Raw genomic sequence first — 17,256 nt, 5'->3', positions numbered from 1 at the left:
CCACGGGGAAGCCACCTCAGGCAAGGTTCTGAATGCGAAAAAATCCCTCCGTTTCGCTGAACCCGGGGGACATTTCTACTTGGGACAAAAGGGGACATTTCTATTTAGCGTTGACAGATTTCCACAGGGAAAATCTTATCGAGCCCAGACGCCCACGCCGGCGGCGCAATAACAAAAAAGGCCACGTTTTTCAACGTGGCCTTCCGAATTCTGGCTCCCCGACCTGGACTCGAACCAGGGACCTGCGGATTAACAGTCCGTCGCTCTACCAACTGAGCTATCAGGGAAAAGAGGCAATATTATATGTCGCCTTATCCATATTTGCAAGACTGCTACTGCATCCACACAAACACGGCCAGTGCCGACTTTCTACTGCCATCAGCGCCGCACTTGCATGCAACGCCGAAGAAGCAAGATCTTAAAGCACTTTGGCGATCGCGTCAATAACGATGTCGATATTGCGCGAATTCAATGCTGCCACGCAGATACGGCCCGTGTCGACGGCGTAGATCGATTGCTCGCGCAACGATGCCACTTGTTCCTTGGTCAGGCCCGAGTACGAGAACATGCCGATCTGCTGGCGCACGAATTCGAAGTCGTGCGCTGGCGCCTTGGCTTTCAGCTTTTCCACGAAGGCATTACGCATTTCACGGATGCGCACGCGCATGCCGGCCAGTTCCTCTTCCCACAGCTGACGCAGTTCCGGCGTGGCCAGGACGGTAGCCACCACCTTGCCGCCATGCGTAGGCGGGTTCGAGTAGTTGGTACGCACGACGCGCTTCAATTGCGACAGCAGACGGGCCGCTTCATCGGCGCTCGCAGCGACGACGCTCAGGGCGCCCACGCGCTCGCCGTACAGCGAGAACGATTTCGAGAACGAGTTCGACACCAGCAACGGGCCACCCGCGTCCGCAAAGCGGCGCACCACGGCGCCATCTTCGGCGATGCCGTTGGCGAAGCCCTGGTAAGCCATGTCCAGGAACGGCACCAGGCCGCGCGAGGTAACGACGGCGATGATCTGATCCCACTGGGCCACGCTCAGGTCGGCGCCGGTCGGGTTATGGCAGCAGGCGTGCAGCACGACGATGGAGCCGGCTGGCATGGCGTTCAGGCTGGCCAGCATGCCGTCGAAGTTCACGCCATGGGTGGCGGCATCGTAGTACGCGTAGTTATTCACGACGAAACCGGCGCTTTCAAACAGCGCGCGGTGGTTTTCCCAGCTCGGGTCGCTGATGTAGACCTGGGCACCCGGCGCGAAGCGCTGCAGGAAGTCGGCACCGATCTTGAGTGCGCCCGTGCCGCCGATGGCTTGCACGGTGACGGCGCGGCGCTCTTGAATAACGGCGCTATCGACACCAAATACGAGTTCTTGCACCGCCTTGTCGTAGGCGGCCAGGCCTTCGATAGGCAGATAGGTGCGTGGCGATGCCTGTTCGATCAGGATGGCTTCTGCCTTGCGTACGCAAGCTAACAGCGGCACTTTGCCGTTGTCGTCATAATAGACGCCAACGCCCAGATTGATTTTGGCGGGATTCTGGTCCGCGTTAAATGCTTCGGTGATGCCCAGGATCGGGTCGCGTGGGGCCATCTCGATGGCGCTAAACAGACTGGCAGAAACAGTTGGGTTCGTCATGATAAGATTGGATTCGATTGGAAGCAGGTTCACAGCGGAGTTGTAGACAGCGCCCCAAAATACAACGCCAGGGCCGCCAGCAGAGCACTATTCTAACAAAGGTCTGATTCACATGCCCGAATTATCTACCGCCAGCGAGGCGGAAAGCGCAATTATCTCTTTCCCGGACTCCCCCTTCAAGCTGCACCAGCCCTTCCCTCCGGCCGGCGATCAGCCGGCGGCGATCGCCCAGTTATCCGAGGGCATTGCCGACGGACTGGCCTTCCAGACCTTGCTGGGCGTGACCGGTTCCGGCAAGACTTACACCATGGCCAACGTCATCGCGCGCATGGGCCGGCCCGCCATCGTCTTCGCGCCGAACAAGACCCTGGCGGCGCAGCTGTACAGCGAGTTTCGCGACTTTTTCCCGCAAAACGCGGTCGAATACTTCGTCAGCTACTACGATTACTACCAGCCGGAAGCCTACGTGCCGCAGCGCGACCTGTTCATCGAAAAGGACTCGTCGATCAACGAGCATATCGAGCAGATGCGTTTGTCGTGCACCAAGTCGCTGATGGAACGGCGCGACGTCATCATCGTCGCCACCGTCTCGGCCATCTACGGTATCGGTAACCCGAACGAATACCACCAGATGATACTGACCTTGCGCGTCAAAGACAGGGTCGCCCAGCGCGACGTCATCGCGCGCCTGATCCAGATGCAGTACACGCGCAACGAGGTCGATTTCGGCCGCGGCACCTTCCGCGTGCGCGGCGATACCATCGACATCTTCCCCGCCGAGCACGCGGAACTGGCCGTGCGCCTGGAAATGTTCGACGACGAGATCGAATCGATCCAGTTGTTCGACCCGCTGACGGGCCGCGTGCGCCAGAAAATCCCCCGCTTCACCGTGTACCCGGGCTCGCACTACGTGACGCCCCGCTCCACCGTGCTGCGCGCCGTCGAGACCATCAAGGACGAGCTGCGCGAGCGCCTCGAATTCTTCCGCAAGGAGAATAAACTGATCGAGGAGCAGCGGATCGAGCAGCGCACGCGCTTCGACCTGGAAATGATGGCGGAAATCGGTTTCACCAAGGGCATCGAAAACTACTCGCGCCACCTGTCCGGCGCGCTGCCGGGCGAGCCGCCGCCGACCCTGGTCGATTACCTGCCGCCTGACGCCCTGATGTTCCTCGACGAGTCGCACGTGCTGACGGGACAGCTGAGCGCCATGTACAACGGCGACCGCTCGCGCAAGACGAATCTGGTCGACTATGGCTTCCGCCTGCCGTCGGCGCTCGACAACCGGCCTTTGAAATTCGAGGAATTCGAACAGAAGATGCGCCAGACGGTATTCGTCTCGGCCACCCCGGGCGACTACGAAAAGACCCATTCGGACCAGGTGGTCGAGCAGGTGGTCCGCCCCACGGGCCTGGTCGACCCGCAAATCATCGTGCGCCCCGCCAGCAGCCAGGTGGACGACCTGATGTCGGAAATCGTCGAACGCATCAAGAAGGACGAGCGCGTGCTGGTGACGACGCTGACCAAGCGCATGTCGGAGCAATTGACGGAATACCTGGGCGATCATGGCATCAAGGTGCGCTATCTGCACAGCGACATCGAAACGGTGGAGCGCGTGGAAATCCTGCGCGACCTGCGCCTGGGCACCTTCGACGTGCTGGTGGGGATCAACCTGCTGCGCGAAGGCCTGGACTTGCCGGAAGTGTCGCTGGTGGCCATCCTCGACGCGGACAAGGAAGGCTTTTTGCGCTCCGAGCGCAGCCTGATCCAGACCATCGGGCGCGCCGCGCGCAACCTGAACGGCACGGCGATCTTGTACGGCGACCGCATCACGGACTCCATGCGCCGCGCCATCGACGAGACGGAGCGCCGCCGCAACAAGCAGATCACCTTCAACACAGCCAACAACATCGTGCCGATCGGCGTCAAAAAGTCGATCCGCGAAATGATCGACGGCGTCTACAGCCCGCAGGAAGCACGCGAAACCCTGCAAGTGGCGCAGGAAGCGGCCAAGTTCGAAGCCATGAGCGAGAAACAGATCAGCAAGGAAATCAAGCGCCTGGAAAAACTGATGCTCGACCACGCCAAGAACCTGGAGTTCGAAAAGGCGGCGCAAGTGCGCGACCAGCTGCACGTCCTCAAGCAGCAGCTGTTCGGCGCGCCCGGGACCGACAATGTGGCGTCGATCCTGGGAAAATGAATACCACGCCATGCGTAGGTCGGATTAGGCCCTGCGGGCCGTAATCCGACAACATTGTTGGCGCTGGTGGTGGTGTCGGATTACGCGGCCTTGCCGCTAATCCGACCTACTTGAAAAGCCGCTCGGCACGAAGTCCTGGGCTGTGGCTTGACCGTATCAGCGAGTACAGGATTGCTGCCCATGGGTTTGCCCTACGCCGGCAGCGAATAATCGATGTCGTAGACATTCTGGCCGTTTTCAATGCGGATGGCCAGGGTGCCGCTGATGCCCGTCAATTGCCCCGTGCCGAAATGCTGGGCCACGAAACTGCCCTCTTTTCCCTGCAGGACGCCCGTGATGGCTTCCATCGCGACATAGCCGGCCGCGCCTTTGGTGTCGGTCACGCCATTGAGCATCTGCCCCGTGGCAGTGGCGACAAGGTCGCCCGCATACACCTTGTCAAGCAGCCCCCTTCCCAAGGTCGTGCGCCCCCCCGCGTTGCGGCACCGGCTGGCGCTACCGATAATAGACAATATGCGGCCAGCATCAAGCCCGACCAACAGTGTGATTTCATGATTCCCTTCCGATCAATCCTAGCTGGCCTCCTTGACGTCGTCCATGTAGGCGCGGATGATGCTGGCGAAATCGGCGTCCGCCGTCAAACCCAGCGCTGCGGCGCGGGCCGTGTCCCAGGCGCCGGGCCAGCTCTTGACGATGCGCTCGACGGCGGGATCGGGCGCGTAGCTGATACGGGCCGTCACGTCGCTGCCGGCCACGTCTTCAAGTGCCGCGATCATTTCGCCCACGCTGACCGACAGCCCAGGCAAGTTCACCGTGCGGCTGGCGCCGAACGCCTCGCCTGCCAGCTCGTGCCCTGCGATCAGGGAGGCGATGGCACCGCGCGGCGACAGCAGCCACAGACGCAAATCGGTAGCCACGGGGCAGACGGCCGCCTCGCCGTTCAACGGTTCGCGGATGATGCCGCTGGCGAACGACGACGCCGCCTTGTTCGGCTTGCCGGGACGCACGCTGATGGTCGGCAGGCGCAGCACGCGGCCATCGACAAAGCCGCGGCGGCTGTAATCGTTGAGCAGTAATTCGCCGATGGCCTTTTGCGCGCCATACGACGACTGGGGATTCAGGGCCGTCGTATCTTGCACCACGTCCGGCAGCTTGCCGCCATACACGGCGACGGAACTGGTAAATACCACCTTCGGTTTGTGCCCCAGTTCGCGGCAGATATCGAGCAGCAAACGCGAGGCATCGAGGTTGATGCGCATGCCCAGCTCAAAATCGGCTTCCGCCTGACCACTGACGATGGCGGCAAGATGGAAGATCGAAGTGGTCCGCGCATCGATGGTGGCGCGCATCAGGGCACCGTCAGCGATATCGCCCGTGACCACTTTCACGCGCACATCATTGAAGTCATGCGCTGCCACCACGTCGACCAGCACCAGTTCGCTGATGGTCTGCAGTTGGCCGTGGCTGTCCGTCAGCTGGCCCTGGGCCAGCAACTGGCGCGCCAGGCGCTGCCCGAGGAAACCTGCGCCGCCAGTGATCAATACTCTCATGTGATATCTCCTTATTTGTTCGAATTATTCAAGTAGGGCGCGAGCCAGCCCAGGCCATCCTCGGTGCGCCCACGCGGACGGTATTCGCAGCCGATCCAGCCGTCATAGCCCAGCTCGTCGAGCAGGGTGTACAAAAACGGGTAATTGACTTCGCCATCATCAGGTTCGTTGCGCGCCGGGACGCTGGCGATCTGCACATGGCCGATGCCCTCGACATTGTTCTTGAACGTCATGGCGATATCGCCCTCGACGATCTGCGTGTGGTAAAAATCCATCTGCACCTTGACGTTGGATGCGCCCGACTCCAGGCGCAGCGCATGGCCCTGCGCCTGCGTGACGAGGAAGTAGGCGGGCATGTCGCGCCCGTTGATCGGTTCGATCAAGAGTTCGATGCCATGCTCGCCCACGGCCTTGGCTGCGTACTTCAAATTGGCCAGGTAGGTGGCGCGGTGGATCTCAATATCGGCGCCGACGGGCAGCAGACCCGCCATCATGTGCACGCGGGGCGTGCCCAGTGCCAGCGCATACTCGATGCCACGCGCCACGCCAGCGCGAAATTCCGCTTCGCGGCCCGGCAGCGAGGCGATGCCCCGCTCGCCGGCCGCCCAGTCGCCCGGCGGCAGGTTGAACAGCACGTTCTGCAAGCCATGCTCGCGCAGCCAGCCAGCTACCTCCTGCGGTGCATAGTCGTAAGGAAACAGAAATTCGACGCCCTGGAAGCCCGCTTGCGCGGCGGCGGCAAAGCGCTGCGGGAAAGGCACTTCATTGAACATCATGGTCAGATTGGCGGCAAAGCGGGGCATGCGTATCTCCTGGATTTCTTATAGTTCGAGTTTGAAGGTGTGCTTCAGGTCCGCGATCTGCGCCGCGTCAAGCGGGCGCGTGGGCACGTCGCGCAGCAGCAGGAACAGTTTGGCCGTCTCTTCCAGTTCTTCGGCCGCATATACGGCCGCTTCCAGGCTGGTGCCCGAGACCACGGGGCCGTGATTGGCCAGCAGCACGGCCGTGTGCTTGCGCGCCATGGCGCCAATCGCCCCCGCCAGCGCCGGGTCGCCCGGACGGTGGTAAGGCACCAGCGGCAAACGCCCCACCTTCATCACAAAGTATGGCGTGAGCGGCGGGATGCAATCGTCATGGTTCAAGCCACACATGCACGACACGGCCGCCGAATGCGTCGAATGCAAGTGCACGATGGCGCCGGCGCTGCCCCGTTCTTCGTACATGGCGCGGTGCAAAAACGCTTCCTTCGAGGGCGGCGCACCGCTGATCAAGTTGCCGTCCCAATCGAGCTTGGACAATTGCGCGGGATCGAGCCGTCCCAGGCTGGCATTCGTGGGCGTGAGCAGCCAGCCATCGGACAGGCGCACACTCAGGTTGCCGCTGCTGCCCGCCGTCAAGCCCCGTTCGAACAGCGACTTGCCAAAGTCGACGATCAGTTCGCGCTGGCGCGATTCGGTGGTGCTCATGCCAGCACCTGCCAGGCCTTGCTGAAGAAATCGACCGTGCCGAAATTGCCGGACTTGAGGGCCAGCGCCAAAGGTGCCCTGCCATCGTCGCCCGGCGCAGCCAAGGCTTGCGTCCAGGGCACGCCGGGGTCGATCTCGGGGCCGATGCGCAATCCCGCCACGCCCAAGGCCTTGACGACAGCGCCCGAGGTTTCGCCGCCGGCCACGATCAGCTGGCCCACGCCAAGGCGTATCAGCCCTTGCGCGATGGCGGCCAGGGTTTCCTCGACGAGGGCGCCGGCACGCTCCACGCCCAGCTGCGCCTGTACGGCGCGCACGGCGTCCGGCGTGGCCGTGGCATAAATCAGGACAGGGCCTTGCGCCAGATGCGCGCCTGCCCATTCCAGTGCCTGCTCCACCACGGCGTCCACCACCTCACCGCCCGCGGCAAGCTGCAGTGGATCGACGTGGAACGATGGGGCCAGTTCGCGCAGGTGCGCCACCTGCTGCTGCGTGGCCACCGAGCAGCTGCCAGAAATCACGGCGCGAAATCCGGAGGCTGGCGGCAAGCGTCCCGCCTGCCCCGCATGCGATGGCGACAACTGGCCACGCTGGCGGAAATTTTGCGGCAGTCCCAGTGCGATGCCGGAACCGCCCGTAATCAGTTTCAAGTCGGCGCAAGCGGCGCCGATAGCTTCCAGGTCGCGGTTCGACACGGCATCGACGACGGCGAAATGGCAACCCTGGCCGCGCAAGTCCGCAAAGCGCTGGGCGATGGCGGCTGCGCCCTTCTCCACCACGGAAAAATCGGCCAGGCCGACCTTGGCTTGCACCTGCTGCTGCAGCACGCGCACCAGGTTCGAATCCGTCATTGGCGTCAAGGGATGGTTGCGCATGCCTGACTCGGCCAGCGGCAGGTCGCCGACAAACAGGTTGCCCTTGTAGATGGTGCGGCCATTTGCGGGGAACGCGGGGCAGGCAATCGTGAAGTCGATGTCGAGCGCCTGCATCAGCGCCTCGGCCACGGGACCAATATTGCCGCGCGGCGTAGAGTCGAACGTAGAGCAGTACTTGAAGTAGAACTGGCGGCATCCGGCCTGCTGCAGCCAGGCCAGCGCGGCCAGCGATTCGGCCGCCGCGTCTTCAGGTGCATTCGTGCGCGACTTGAGGGCGATGACGACGGCGTCGACATCGGCCGGCGGCGGCCCTTGCGGCACGCCGATCAACTGCACCGTGCGCATGCCGGCCTTGACCAGCATGCCGGCCAGGTCGGTGCCACCCGTGAAGTCGTCGGCGATACATCCCAGTAATACAGTCATGATGGTTCCTTCTTGATTCAGTTACGCTTTCGCTGGCAATGTAATTCCAGGGAAAAGCTTGATGACGGCGGCGTCGTCCTCACCCCCAAAACCGGCCGCCGACGCCTGCATGAACATCTGGTGCGCCGTGGCGGACAGGGGCAGCGGAAAGACGCTTTTTTTCGCGTAATCGAGGACGATGCCCAGGTCTTTCACAAAAATATTCACGGCCGACAGGGGCGTGTAATCGCCCTTCAAAATGTGCGGCACGCGGTTCTGGAACATCCAGGAACTGCCGGCACTGTTCGAAATGACTTCGTACAGGGCATCCGGATCGCAGCCGGCGCGCAAGCCCAGCGCCATCGCTTCAGCGGCGGCGGCGATGTGCACGCCGGCCAGCAGCTGGTTGATCATCTTGACTTTCGAGCCTTGCCCCGGCTGTTCACCCAGGCGGTACAGCCTGGCGCAAATGGCGTCAAAAATGCCGGAACAGGCGTCAAACGCGTCGGGTGCGCCGGCCGCCATCACCGACATCTCGCCGGCAGCCGCCTTGGCAGCGCCGCCGGAAATGGGCGCGTCGATGAAGCGCAGGCCCATGGCCGCCAGACGCGCGCCGAGGGCTTCGGCAAACTCCGGCGCCACGGTGGCGCAGGCGATGACCACGCTGCCCGGTGCCAGGGCGCTGGCCGCGCCCTGCTCGCCAAACAGCACGGCTTCCGTCTGCTGCGCATTGACGACGACGATCAGCAAGGCTTGCACCTGCGCCGCCAGCGCGGCTGGCGATTGCGCCGCATGGGCGCCCAGGTCCGCCAGCGTTTGCACGGTCTCGGGCCGCACGTCGCAGGCATGCACTTCGAAGCCCGCACGCAGCAGGGATTGCGCAATACCCATGCCCATGGCACCCAGGCCGATCACGCCCACTTTTTCGATTGTTGCAGTCATTGTTTACTCCATTTATTTATTGACGAGCTTGGCCGGCACCCGCATGATGATGAAGGCGCCAAACACCAGGATGCCGGCCAGCAGGTAGATGGCGATGTCGGTCGATTGCGTCAGGTCCTTGATGGAACCGATCATGTACGGCGCCGCGAAGCCGGCCAGGTTGCCCACCGAGTTGATGGCGGCGATGCCGGCGGCGGCCGAGACGCCACCGAGGAAGGCCGTCGGCAAGCTCCAGAACATGGGCGAGGCAGCCAGGATGCCGCCAGCGGCGATCGTCAGGAAGAAGATGGCCCAGCCCGTGTTGTGGGCGCCGGCCAGCGCGCTGCAGACGATGGCGGCAGCGCCCACGACCAGCGGGATGGCCATGTGCCAGCGCCGTTCGCGGTACTTGTCCGAGCTGCGGCCCAGCAGGATCATGGACGCCACGGCTACCGAATATGGAATCGCGGTGAACAGGCCGATATTGAGCACGCCCTTCACGCCGGCCGCCTTGATCAGGCTGGGCAGCCAGAAGGTCAGCGAATACTGGCCCATCACGCAGCAGAAATAAATCAGGGCCATGACCCAGATGCGCGGATCGGCGAACATGGCGCGGATCGACGGGTGCGTAACCTTGCCCTGCGCTTCCGTGGCGATGCGCTGCTCGAGGATGACTTTTTCGTCTTCCGTCAGCCACTTCGCGGCGCGGATGCTGTTATCGAGGTACAGCAACACGGCCACGCCCATCAGCGCGGCGGGAATCGCTTCAAGCACGAACATCCACTGCCAGCCCGCATAACCATGCCAGCCGGCGAAGGTTTCCATGATCCAGCCCGACAAGGGGCCGCCAATCAGGCCCGCCACGGGAATGGCGGCCATGAAGGTGCACACCATGCGCGCGCGGCGCTCGGACGGATACCAGTAGGTCAGATACAGGATGATGCCGGGGAAGAAGCCCGCCTCGGCGATGCCGAGCAGGAAGCGCATGACGTAGAACTGGGTCGGCGTGGTGACGAACATGAAGGCGCCCGAGATGATGGCCCAGGTAATCATGATGCGGGCGATCCACACGCGCGCGCCGATCTTGTGCAGCATCACGTTGCTGGGCACTTCGAACAGGAAGTAACCAAGGAAGAACACGCCCGCGCCCAGACCGTACACGGTTTCGGAAAACTGCAGATCGGCCAGCATTTGCAGCTTGGCGAAACCCACGTTGACACGGTCGAGATAAGCGACGATGTAGCACAGCATGAGGAAGGGAATGATGCGCCAGGTCACCTTGCGGTAGACGGCGTCGTCGATGGTTTTCTGGCTTGCGGCGGCGCCGGCCAGCTGCCCGGGCAATGCTTGTGATACTTCCATGCTTGTCTCCTGATCACTGAGGTATCGACCGTGCCGGGTTTTTATGGTCCACTGGAAGTGGCTGGCAACTTGTCTAAAATTTGTATGGATGTATATTATGTGTGTGTTTTGTGTGTGTCAAGCTGTATATTCCATATAATGGCAAGCAGGCAAGCCCAATAAGAACCGCTAGCACAAGGATGCACCCGATGGACCGCACGTTCAGCTTTACCCTTCCCCCGCCGGAGCCCGCCGCGGGCAGTTTCACCACTGGCACCCTGGGCGCACGGGTGGCGGCACGACTGCGACAGCAGCTCCACAACGATGGCTTGGCCAGCGGCACGCGTTTGCCATCAGAGCAAGCCATGGCGACGCACTTCGGCGTCAGCCGCACGGTGCTGCGCGAAGCCATCGCCCTGCTGCAGGCTGAGGGCATCGTCGCCACGCGCAAGGGCAGCGGCACATTCGTGTGCGCGCAGGATGGCGCGAAGCCGGGCGAACGGGGCGACGAGCTGACGGAGCAGTCGGTGCAATCGCTGCTGAACCTGATCGAGGTGCGGCAGGGACTGGAAGCGGAGATCGCCGCGCTGGCTGCCGTGCGACGCACGCCGGGCCAGCTGGCCGACATCGAACATGCGCTGCGGCGTATCGAGGAAGCCGTGGCTGCCGGCGTCGACGGCGTGGAAGAAGACGTGCGCTTGCACCTGTGCATCGCAGAAGCGACGGGCAATCCTTATTGGCCGAAATTCGTCGCCATGTTCGCCGACCCGATCCGCTCTGCCGTCAAGGTGACGCGCGCCAATGAAGCGCGGCGCACGGACTTTTCCATCGAAGTGCGGCGCGAACATGAAAAGATCGTGCAGGCGATCGCCGCCGGCGACCCGCAGCGGGCGCGCCAGGCGGCCATGGAACACATGCAGCATGCGGCCGAACGCGTACGCCTGGCCGACCGCGAATTCTGGCGCGGCGACGGCGGCGCCCTGGCGCGCACCCTGGGACGCGATCCCATCATGCAGAAATAGCCTGCGTCCGTTCAGGGATAGCTTGGCCGGCGCATGTGGAACAGGCTGTCCGGTCCGATCTCAAAATAATCGGCCGGTCCGCCGCCCCGCAATATCGGCGCAGCAGCCGCCGTGTCGTAGACGCCGTCCTTGAGCAGCTGGTGCGCGATATGCACGCCCACCACTTCACCGAGCACCAGCCAGCTGCCGACACCCTCCCCGCTCAATCCTTGCAGCTCGATGATCTGCGTGCGCCGGCATTCGAAGGATACTGGACTCTCGGCCACGCGCGGCACATTGACGATGCGCGAGGCGGCTGGCGTCAGGCCGGCCAGCGCAAATTCGTCAACTTCGGGCGGCGCCGGCGCACAGCTGAGGTTCATCGCCTCGGCCAGCGGACGCGTCGCCAGGTTCCAAACGAATTCGCCCGTCTGTTCGATATTGCGCAAGGTGTCCTTGCGGCCGATGCTGGAAAACCCGATCAGCGGCGGCGTGTAATTGAAGGCGTTGAAAAAACTGTAGGGCGCCAGGTTCAGCACGCCTGCGCTGCTGCGCGTGGCGATCCAGCCGATCGGCCGTGGTCCGACAATCGCGTTAAAGGGATCATGCGGCAGGCCATGGCCCTGTGCAGGTTCATAAAAGTGAGTGGAGTCAAGCACGCGCGTTCCTGAAGTCAAAAGAAGTCAATGGCGCCCGGGGTGGAGCGCCTGGTACGACAGCTTACTGAAATTGCCGCCACCGCGTTGCCAGCCCGCCGGCGCCAGGTGCGCTCGCGCACGCAGCGCCACAATTGTGTAGCACACGGCCCTTGGCCTCGCTTATGATGGCACAACTCAACCATTATCATTGCGCTACCGCCCATGCATACCCTCACGCTGCACCAGAAAGTGTTCCTGCTCCTCCTGAGCATCGTCACCATCGGCTTCGGCTGGATACTGGCGCCGTATGCGGGCGCCATCTTCTGGGGCGTCGTCCTGGCGATCCTGTTCGCGCCCGTGTACCGCTGGCTGCTGCGGAAAACGAAGGGCCGCGCCGGTCTGGCGTCGCTGCTGACCTTGCTGCTTATCATCATCATCGTGATCCTGCCGCTGTCGCTCATTTCCGTGTCGCTGGTGAACCAGGCGGCCAGCGTGGTGGAAATGGTACGTTCGGGGGAAATCACGGTCGGCATGTTCTTCAATAAAATCATGGCAGTGCTGCCGCAATGGCTGATCAATTTGCTCGACCGCTTCCACTTGTCCAGCCTGGCCAGCCTGCAGGACAAGCTGGCCGAGGGCGCCACGCAGCTGAGCCAGGTGGTGGCGGTGAAAGCCATCAATGTGGGCCTGTACACCTTCGAATTCCTCACCAGCCTGTGCATCATGCTGTACCTGCTGTTTTTCCTCATGCGCGATGGCTCCACCCTGTCGGCCCGCATCAAGGGCGCCGTGCCGCTGAGCCGCAAGTACAAGCAGCGCCTGTTCACCAATTTCACCACGGTGATCCGCGCCACCGTGAAAGGCAACATCCTCGTGGCGATTGCCCAGGGCGCCCTCGGCGGCCTGGCGTTCTGGTTCCTGGATGTACCCGCACCCCTGCTGTGGGCAGTGCTGATGGCCTTCCTGTCGCTGCTACCGGCCGTCGGCGCCGCCCTCGTCTGGGCGCCCGTGGCCGTCTACTTCCTGGCCACGGGCGCCATCTGGCAAGGCGCAGGCCTGGCCGCCTTCGGCGTCTTCGTCATCGGCCTGGTCGACAACGTACTGCGTCCCATCCTGGTCGGCAAGGACACCAAGATGCCCGACTACGTGGTACTGCTGTCGACCGTGGGCGGCATGGCCCTGTTTGGCCTGAATGGCTTCGTCATCGGCCCCGTGGTGGCGGCCCTGTTCATCGCTTCGTGGGATCTGTTCGTCTCGGCCAGCGAATTCCAGGCCGAGGATTGAGGCGTCGCTGCCTGGCATGACGGCTTGAGAAGATCATCGCCAGGCGCATTTTCCAGTACCCAGGGGAGCACAATCCGCGTTCTGCCCGAAACCTGTTTACAGCACTGTTGCAAATTTGCATACTGGTGCCACCTTCATCACGACAGGCGTGACACCGATGCGTATCAACCTTGCACGACAGGAGCAGGATTTTTCTCTCGGCCAGCGTGCCCATGGCCCGTACGTCGCCGCCATTATCCTGCTGCATCTGGCGCTGCTCTGGGCGGCCACGCGGCCAGTCCACACAAGAATCGAGCACGATGATCGGGTCTGGCTGCAACTGATGCCGCCACTGCCGCCAATGGCAAGGTTCATTCCAACCGCCCAGCCCGATCCGGCGCCGACACGTCCGCCAGCAATCCGAACCGTCCCCGCCGACACGACCGCATCGGCGCCGCAGGCATCGACGCAAGACAGCCCGCCTGACGATGCCCCGCCAGCAGACCCGCTGCCTGCCGCCCCCAGGGCCAGCCCCCTCACCCTGGCGCAACAGGCGCTGCAGGCCGCCGGCGCCATCGACCGCCAACTGCGCGCCGAGCATCCACAGGAATTCGTGGCGCCGCCCGATACGGTGCAGACGCGCCTGGCAAAGGGGTTTGCGGAAGCGCACGCGGCGGTCAAGCCAAAGTGGTTCGAAGCGGCCCGCATCGAGCTGTTCAGCGCGCCAAACGACCCGAAGCGCATCTACCGCGTCATCACGGCGACGGGCGAATACTGCATCTATTTACCGGACAAAGGCAACATGACCTTGAACCTCAGCGCCAGGTCCGGCTATGCCGGTTTTGGCGAGGGGACCGCGGCGCCTTGTCCCATACGGTTTTAACAGCGGGCGATGCAGCGCGTCTCCTCGGTGCAGCGGTGCATGGCAGCCTGGCAGCCGTCCCATCTTGCAGAAATAATCCCTCCAGAATCCGGCGCCGCCAATGGCACCCCTTGCGCCTCCCGAAACAGGCTGGAACAGCCCGGCGGCAGAGTGTCCGCCGGCGCCGGCCAGCCTCGGCAACTATCCTCATGAGACCGCATTTCATATCGACTATCATGTTGAAATAGTGTGCATTTAGCAACAAGTTCGAAAATATAGTTTTTGACGCAGTGGGCGCCGCGGCGTAGTGTCGGTCCTCCCGACAACCACGTAATGAGGAGCCTCCCATGGCAAATCCACTGTGCTTAATGATGCCGGTGCTACCCGGCACCAATCCGATCTCCATCGCCGCAGCATTGCAGGAATACCAGACGAAGATCAATGCCGCCCTCACCGATATCGGTACCGTGCACTTTGCCCGCTTCACGCTGCTTGACCGCTCCCAGGCCAATCTGCTGCCCAACATTAACTCGGCGGGTGCCTCCAATACCCTGATCATCGGCGTCATCACCGAGTATGACGGCAGCTTCAACGACTACATCGAAGATTTCGTGGACCAGCTGGGCGAGGTATTCGACGCATTGCTGCAGTTTGTCGTGGGCGGCAAGGCGCTGATCCCCGTTGCCAACCATGTGGCCGCTTTTGAAGCCTTCATCACCGCCAACGACGCCGCGCAGCATGTGCCCAATACCGGCCTGTATAGCGCGTATCCGCAGACAGTCCAGAAAATTCTCGCCTCGGTCTCAACCTAACACCACGCCGGGGCTGCGCAAGCGGCCCCACCACCCTGCCAGCCACAACCCCAGCCCCCGGAGACAGCATGGCCGATCCCACCATCGATTACGACGAGGTGCAAGGCACGATCCTGCGCGGCTACCGCGTCAACCTGGCGCGCCATTTCATCTTCAGCATCACGGATGCGGCGCAGGCACGGCGCACCATCGCGGCTCTGCTCGACGGCAGCGACGGACTGCCGTCCATTACCACCGCGCGCCATATCCATCCCAAGCCGCCCTGCTTCCTGAACCTCAGTTTTACCGCTCCCGGCCTGTCTGCGCTGGGAGTCAATGCGGCCGATCTGACCACCTTTGACCCGGCATTTCAACGCGGCGCCACCGATCCGCTCAGCATCGCTGCCGTGGGCGACGTGGGCGCCAGCGCCCCCGCACATTGGCTGGGCAACCTGGGACCGGCCACCGAGAATGAGCAGGTGCATGCGCTGCTGAGCCTATGGGTCAGCGAATCGGAGGAAGTACTGCAGGCGACGTCGGCCAAACTACGCAGCGCCTTTGCCGCCGGCTGGCGTGAACTGTATGCGCACGACGGTGTGGCCCTGCCAGACAACCGCGTGCATTTCGGCTACCGTGACAGCATCGCCCAGCCGGACATCGATGGCGCCCCGCAGCGCAAGCACGAGCACGACCCTGACCCGCTCAACAGCGTCATGACGGGAGAATTCCTGCTCGGCTATCAGAATGAAAACGGCGGTACCTACCAGGTGCAGCCGCCGCAATTGTCCACCAATGGCAGCTATGCCGCCTTCCGCATCCTGGAGCAGGACGTGCCCCTGTTCGACAGCATCCTGAGGCAGGGCGCGGCCAGTTCCGGACTCACGACCGAAATGGTGGCAGCCAAGATGTGCGGGCGCTGGCGCAACGGCAATCCGCTCGTGCTCAGCCCGGACGAGGCAGGCCCCGCACTGCCGGACGCCAGCCTGAACCGCTTTCACTATGTCGATGGACAGCCGGAACTGGACGACACGCTGGGTCTGAAATGCCCGATCGGCTCGCATATCCGGCGCAACAATCCGCGCGACGAAGCCGTCGTGGGCGCCTCCGCCCGCCACCACCGCATCGTGCGGCGCGCCATGCCCTACGGTAGCGAATATGATCCGGCCGCCCCCATCGCAGCGCAGCGCGGCCTGGTCGGCTATTTCATCAATGCCAGCCTGCGCAATCAGTTCGAATTCCTGATGAAGCAATGGAACAATGATGATACTTTCGTCAAATCGGCCGTCGGTCCGGCCGGTCCAGAGGCGGGCAATGCCACGCTCAACATCAGCGGCCAGGACGTGTTCCTGGGTATCAACGACCCTGCTGTCAGTTCCTTCACCTTGCCCGGGGTGGGCGCCAAGGGCAGCGGCAATACGAAACTGCAGCATTTCTCGCGCAGCGTCATCACGCGTGGCGGCGTATATTGTTTCTTCCCCAGCATCACGGGATTGCGCTACCTGGCGAACCTCGGCTAGGCGGCGGACGGGACACGGATGCGAGCGGGAACGGCAGGCGTACGTACGGCCCGGATCGCTTGCATTGATACTGTCATTGCACTATCGTTGCCGCACGCGTGCGTTGCCAACCTTGCACAGGAGATCCCACCGTGTCGCTCATCCTCTACGGCCATCCTTTTTCCTCGTACACGCAGAAGGTGCTCATCGCCCTGTACGAGAACGCCATACCGTTCGCCTTCCTCTGCCTGGCGCCGGACATGCCGCAGCACCTGCAGCAGTGGCTGGAGCGCTGGCCGCTGCGCAAGTTTCCACTACTGGTGGATGGGGAACGCAACATCGCCGAGACCAGCATCATCATCGAATATCTGCAACTCGCCCATCCGGGCCCGCTACGCCTGCTGCCCGATGATACGATGCAGGCGCTGGATGTGCGTTTTCTCGACCGCTACTTCGACCTGCACGTCATGACACAAGTGCAGCATGCCGTCAGTGCCGCCCTGACTGGCGACCCGGCGAAGACCCGGGAGGGACGCGCGTTTGCCGGAGAACAGCTGGACCTCGCCTACGCCTGGCTGGAAGCCCACCTGGCAGGCAAGACGTGGGCCGCCGGCGAACACTTCAGCCTGGCCGACTGCGCCGCCGCCCCCTCTCTGTTCTATGCGGATTGGACCCAGCCGATTCCCGCAACGCTGCCCATGCTGCGCGCCTACCGCGCGCGCCTGCTGGCCCGCCCATCGTTCGCCCGCGCGGTGGAAGAGGCGCGCCCATACCGCCACCTCTTCCCCCTGGGCGCTCCGCAGCGCGATTGACCCTG

The 17,256-nt window shown here is 63.0% G+C and carries 16 protein-coding genes and 1 tRNA gene; 7 read left to right on the top strand and 10 right to left on the bottom strand.

Going from position 1 to position 17,256, the window contains the following annotated elements; translation table 11 throughout:
* Positions 1 to 211: 211 nt before the first annotated feature.
* Together ACQ4WS_RS18425 and ACQ4WS_RS18420 are read right to left on the bottom strand one after the other, a co-directional pair.
* Positions 212 to 287, bottom strand: a tRNA-Asn gene (locus ACQ4WS_RS18425).
* Between the two features lie 131 nt (positions 288 to 418).
* A complete protein-coding gene (locus tag ACQ4WS_RS18420; protein ID WP_436478535.1) occupies positions 419 to 1,633 on the bottom strand; it encodes an amino acid aminotransferase in 1,215 nt (404 codons plus the stop codon).
* A gap of 112 nt (positions 1,634 to 1,745) precedes the next feature.
* Between ACQ4WS_RS18420 and uvrB the strand changes: the two genes are divergently transcribed.
* Positions 1,746 to 3,833 (top strand): excinuclease ABC subunit UvrB, encoded by a 2,088-nt coding sequence (gene uvrB, locus ACQ4WS_RS18415; RefSeq protein WP_436478534.1) that lies wholly within the window; start codon positions 1,746 to 1,748, stop codon positions 3,831 to 3,833.
* Positions 3,834 to 4,024: 191 nt separating this feature from the next.
* Here the strand turns inward: uvrB and ACQ4WS_RS18410 are convergent, their stop codons facing one another.
* The 7 genes from ACQ4WS_RS18410 to ACQ4WS_RS18380 are packed head-to-tail and all read right to left on the bottom strand — an operon-like array spanning position 4,025 to position 10,409.
* On the bottom strand, positions 4,025 to 4,345 hold the full coding sequence (locus ACQ4WS_RS18410; RefSeq protein WP_436478533.1) for a DUF3224 domain-containing protein: 321 nt from the start codon (positions 4,343 to 4,345) through the stop codon (positions 4,025 to 4,027).
* 60 nt (positions 4,346 to 4,405) lie between these two features.
* On the bottom strand, positions 4,406 to 5,383 hold the full coding sequence (gene denD / locus ACQ4WS_RS18405; protein WP_436478532.1) for a D-erythronate dehydrogenase: 978 nt from the start codon (positions 5,381 to 5,383) through the stop codon (positions 4,406 to 4,408).
* An 11-nt stretch (positions 5,384 to 5,394) separates the two neighbouring features.
* On the bottom strand, positions 5,395 to 6,186 hold the full coding sequence (gene otnI / locus ACQ4WS_RS18400) for a 2-oxo-tetronate isomerase (protein ID WP_436478531.1): 792 nt from the start codon (positions 6,184 to 6,186) through the stop codon (positions 5,395 to 5,397).
* An 18-nt stretch (positions 6,187 to 6,204) separates the two neighbouring features.
* On the bottom strand, positions 6,205 to 6,849 hold the full coding sequence (gene otnC, locus ACQ4WS_RS18395; protein WP_436478530.1) for a 3-oxo-tetronate 4-phosphate decarboxylase: 645 nt from the start codon (positions 6,847 to 6,849) through the stop codon (positions 6,205 to 6,207).
* Positions 6,846 to 8,147 carry a 3-oxo-tetronate kinase gene (gene otnK, locus ACQ4WS_RS18390; protein ID WP_436478529.1) on the bottom strand — a complete coding sequence of 434 codons (1,302 nt, stop codon included), beginning with the start codon at positions 8,145 to 8,147 and terminating at the stop codon, positions 6,846 to 6,848. The genes otnC and otnK overlap by 4 nt, the downstream gene beginning before the upstream one ends.
* A 21-nt stretch (positions 8,148 to 8,168) precedes the next feature.
* Positions 8,169 to 9,068 carry an L-threonate dehydrogenase gene (gene ltnD / locus ACQ4WS_RS18385; protein WP_436478528.1) on the bottom strand — a complete coding sequence of 300 codons (900 nt, stop codon included), beginning with the start codon at positions 9,066 to 9,068 and terminating at the stop codon, positions 8,169 to 8,171.
* Positions 9,069 to 9,080: 12 nt separating this feature from the next.
* The gene (locus ACQ4WS_RS18380; protein ID WP_436478527.1) at positions 9,081 to 10,409 is read right to left on the bottom strand and encodes an MFS transporter; all 1,329 of its coding nucleotides are present in this window, start codon (positions 10,407 to 10,409) and stop codon (positions 9,081 to 9,083) included.
* 188 nt (positions 10,410 to 10,597) lie between these two features.
* Here ACQ4WS_RS18380 and ACQ4WS_RS18375 point away from each other — a divergent pair, with 188 nt between their 5' ends.
* Complete coding sequence (locus ACQ4WS_RS18375; RefSeq protein WP_436478526.1) at positions 10,598 to 11,410, top strand: FadR/GntR family transcriptional regulator; 813 nt, start codon at positions 10,598 to 10,600, stop codon at positions 11,408 to 11,410.
* 11 nt (positions 11,411 to 11,421) lie between these two features.
* On the opposite strand, the gene ACQ4WS_RS18370 is transcribed toward ACQ4WS_RS18375, so the two are convergent.
* A complete protein-coding gene (locus ACQ4WS_RS18370) occupies positions 11,422 to 12,048 on the bottom strand; it encodes a flavin reductase family protein (RefSeq protein ID WP_436478525.1) in 627 nt (208 codons plus the stop codon).
* A 201-nt stretch (positions 12,049 to 12,249) separates the two neighbouring features.
* Between ACQ4WS_RS18370 and ACQ4WS_RS18365 the strand changes: the two genes are divergently transcribed.
* The 5 genes from ACQ4WS_RS18365 (at position 12,250) to ACQ4WS_RS18345 (ending at position 17,251) form a co-directional block, all read left to right on the top strand.
* Entirely contained in the window at positions 12,250 to 13,311 is a 1,062-nt protein-coding gene (locus ACQ4WS_RS18365; protein WP_436478524.1) for an AI-2E family transporter, read from the top strand.
* A gap of 157 nt (positions 13,312 to 13,468) precedes the next feature.
* Positions 13,469 to 14,173, top strand: coding sequence for a hypothetical protein (locus tag ACQ4WS_RS18360; protein WP_436478523.1), 705 nt, complete (start codon positions 13,469 to 13,471; stop codon positions 14,171 to 14,173).
* A gap of 326 nt (positions 14,174 to 14,499) precedes the next feature.
* Positions 14,500 to 14,964 (top strand): hypothetical protein, encoded by a 465-nt coding sequence (locus ACQ4WS_RS18355; protein ID WP_436478522.1) that lies wholly within the window; start codon positions 14,500 to 14,502, stop codon positions 14,962 to 14,964.
* A 68-nt stretch (positions 14,965 to 15,032) separates the two neighbouring features.
* Entirely contained in the window at positions 15,033 to 16,460 is a 1,428-nt protein-coding gene (locus ACQ4WS_RS18350) for a Dyp-type peroxidase (protein ID WP_436478521.1), read from the top strand.
* A gap of 131 nt (positions 16,461 to 16,591) precedes the next feature.
* Positions 16,592 to 17,251, top strand: coding sequence for a glutathione S-transferase family protein (locus ACQ4WS_RS18345; RefSeq protein ID WP_436478520.1), 660 nt, complete (start codon positions 16,592 to 16,594; stop codon positions 17,249 to 17,251).
* Positions 17,252 to 17,256 lie beyond the last annotated feature (5 nt).

This window comes from Janthinobacterium leeuwenhoeki (assembly GCF_051380795.1).
GTDB lineage: Bacteria > Pseudomonadota > Gammaproteobacteria > Burkholderiales > Burkholderiaceae_D > Janthinobacterium.
Note: the sequence above shows the minus strand (reverse complement) of the source record. Positions and strands in the feature narration are given on the sequence as shown.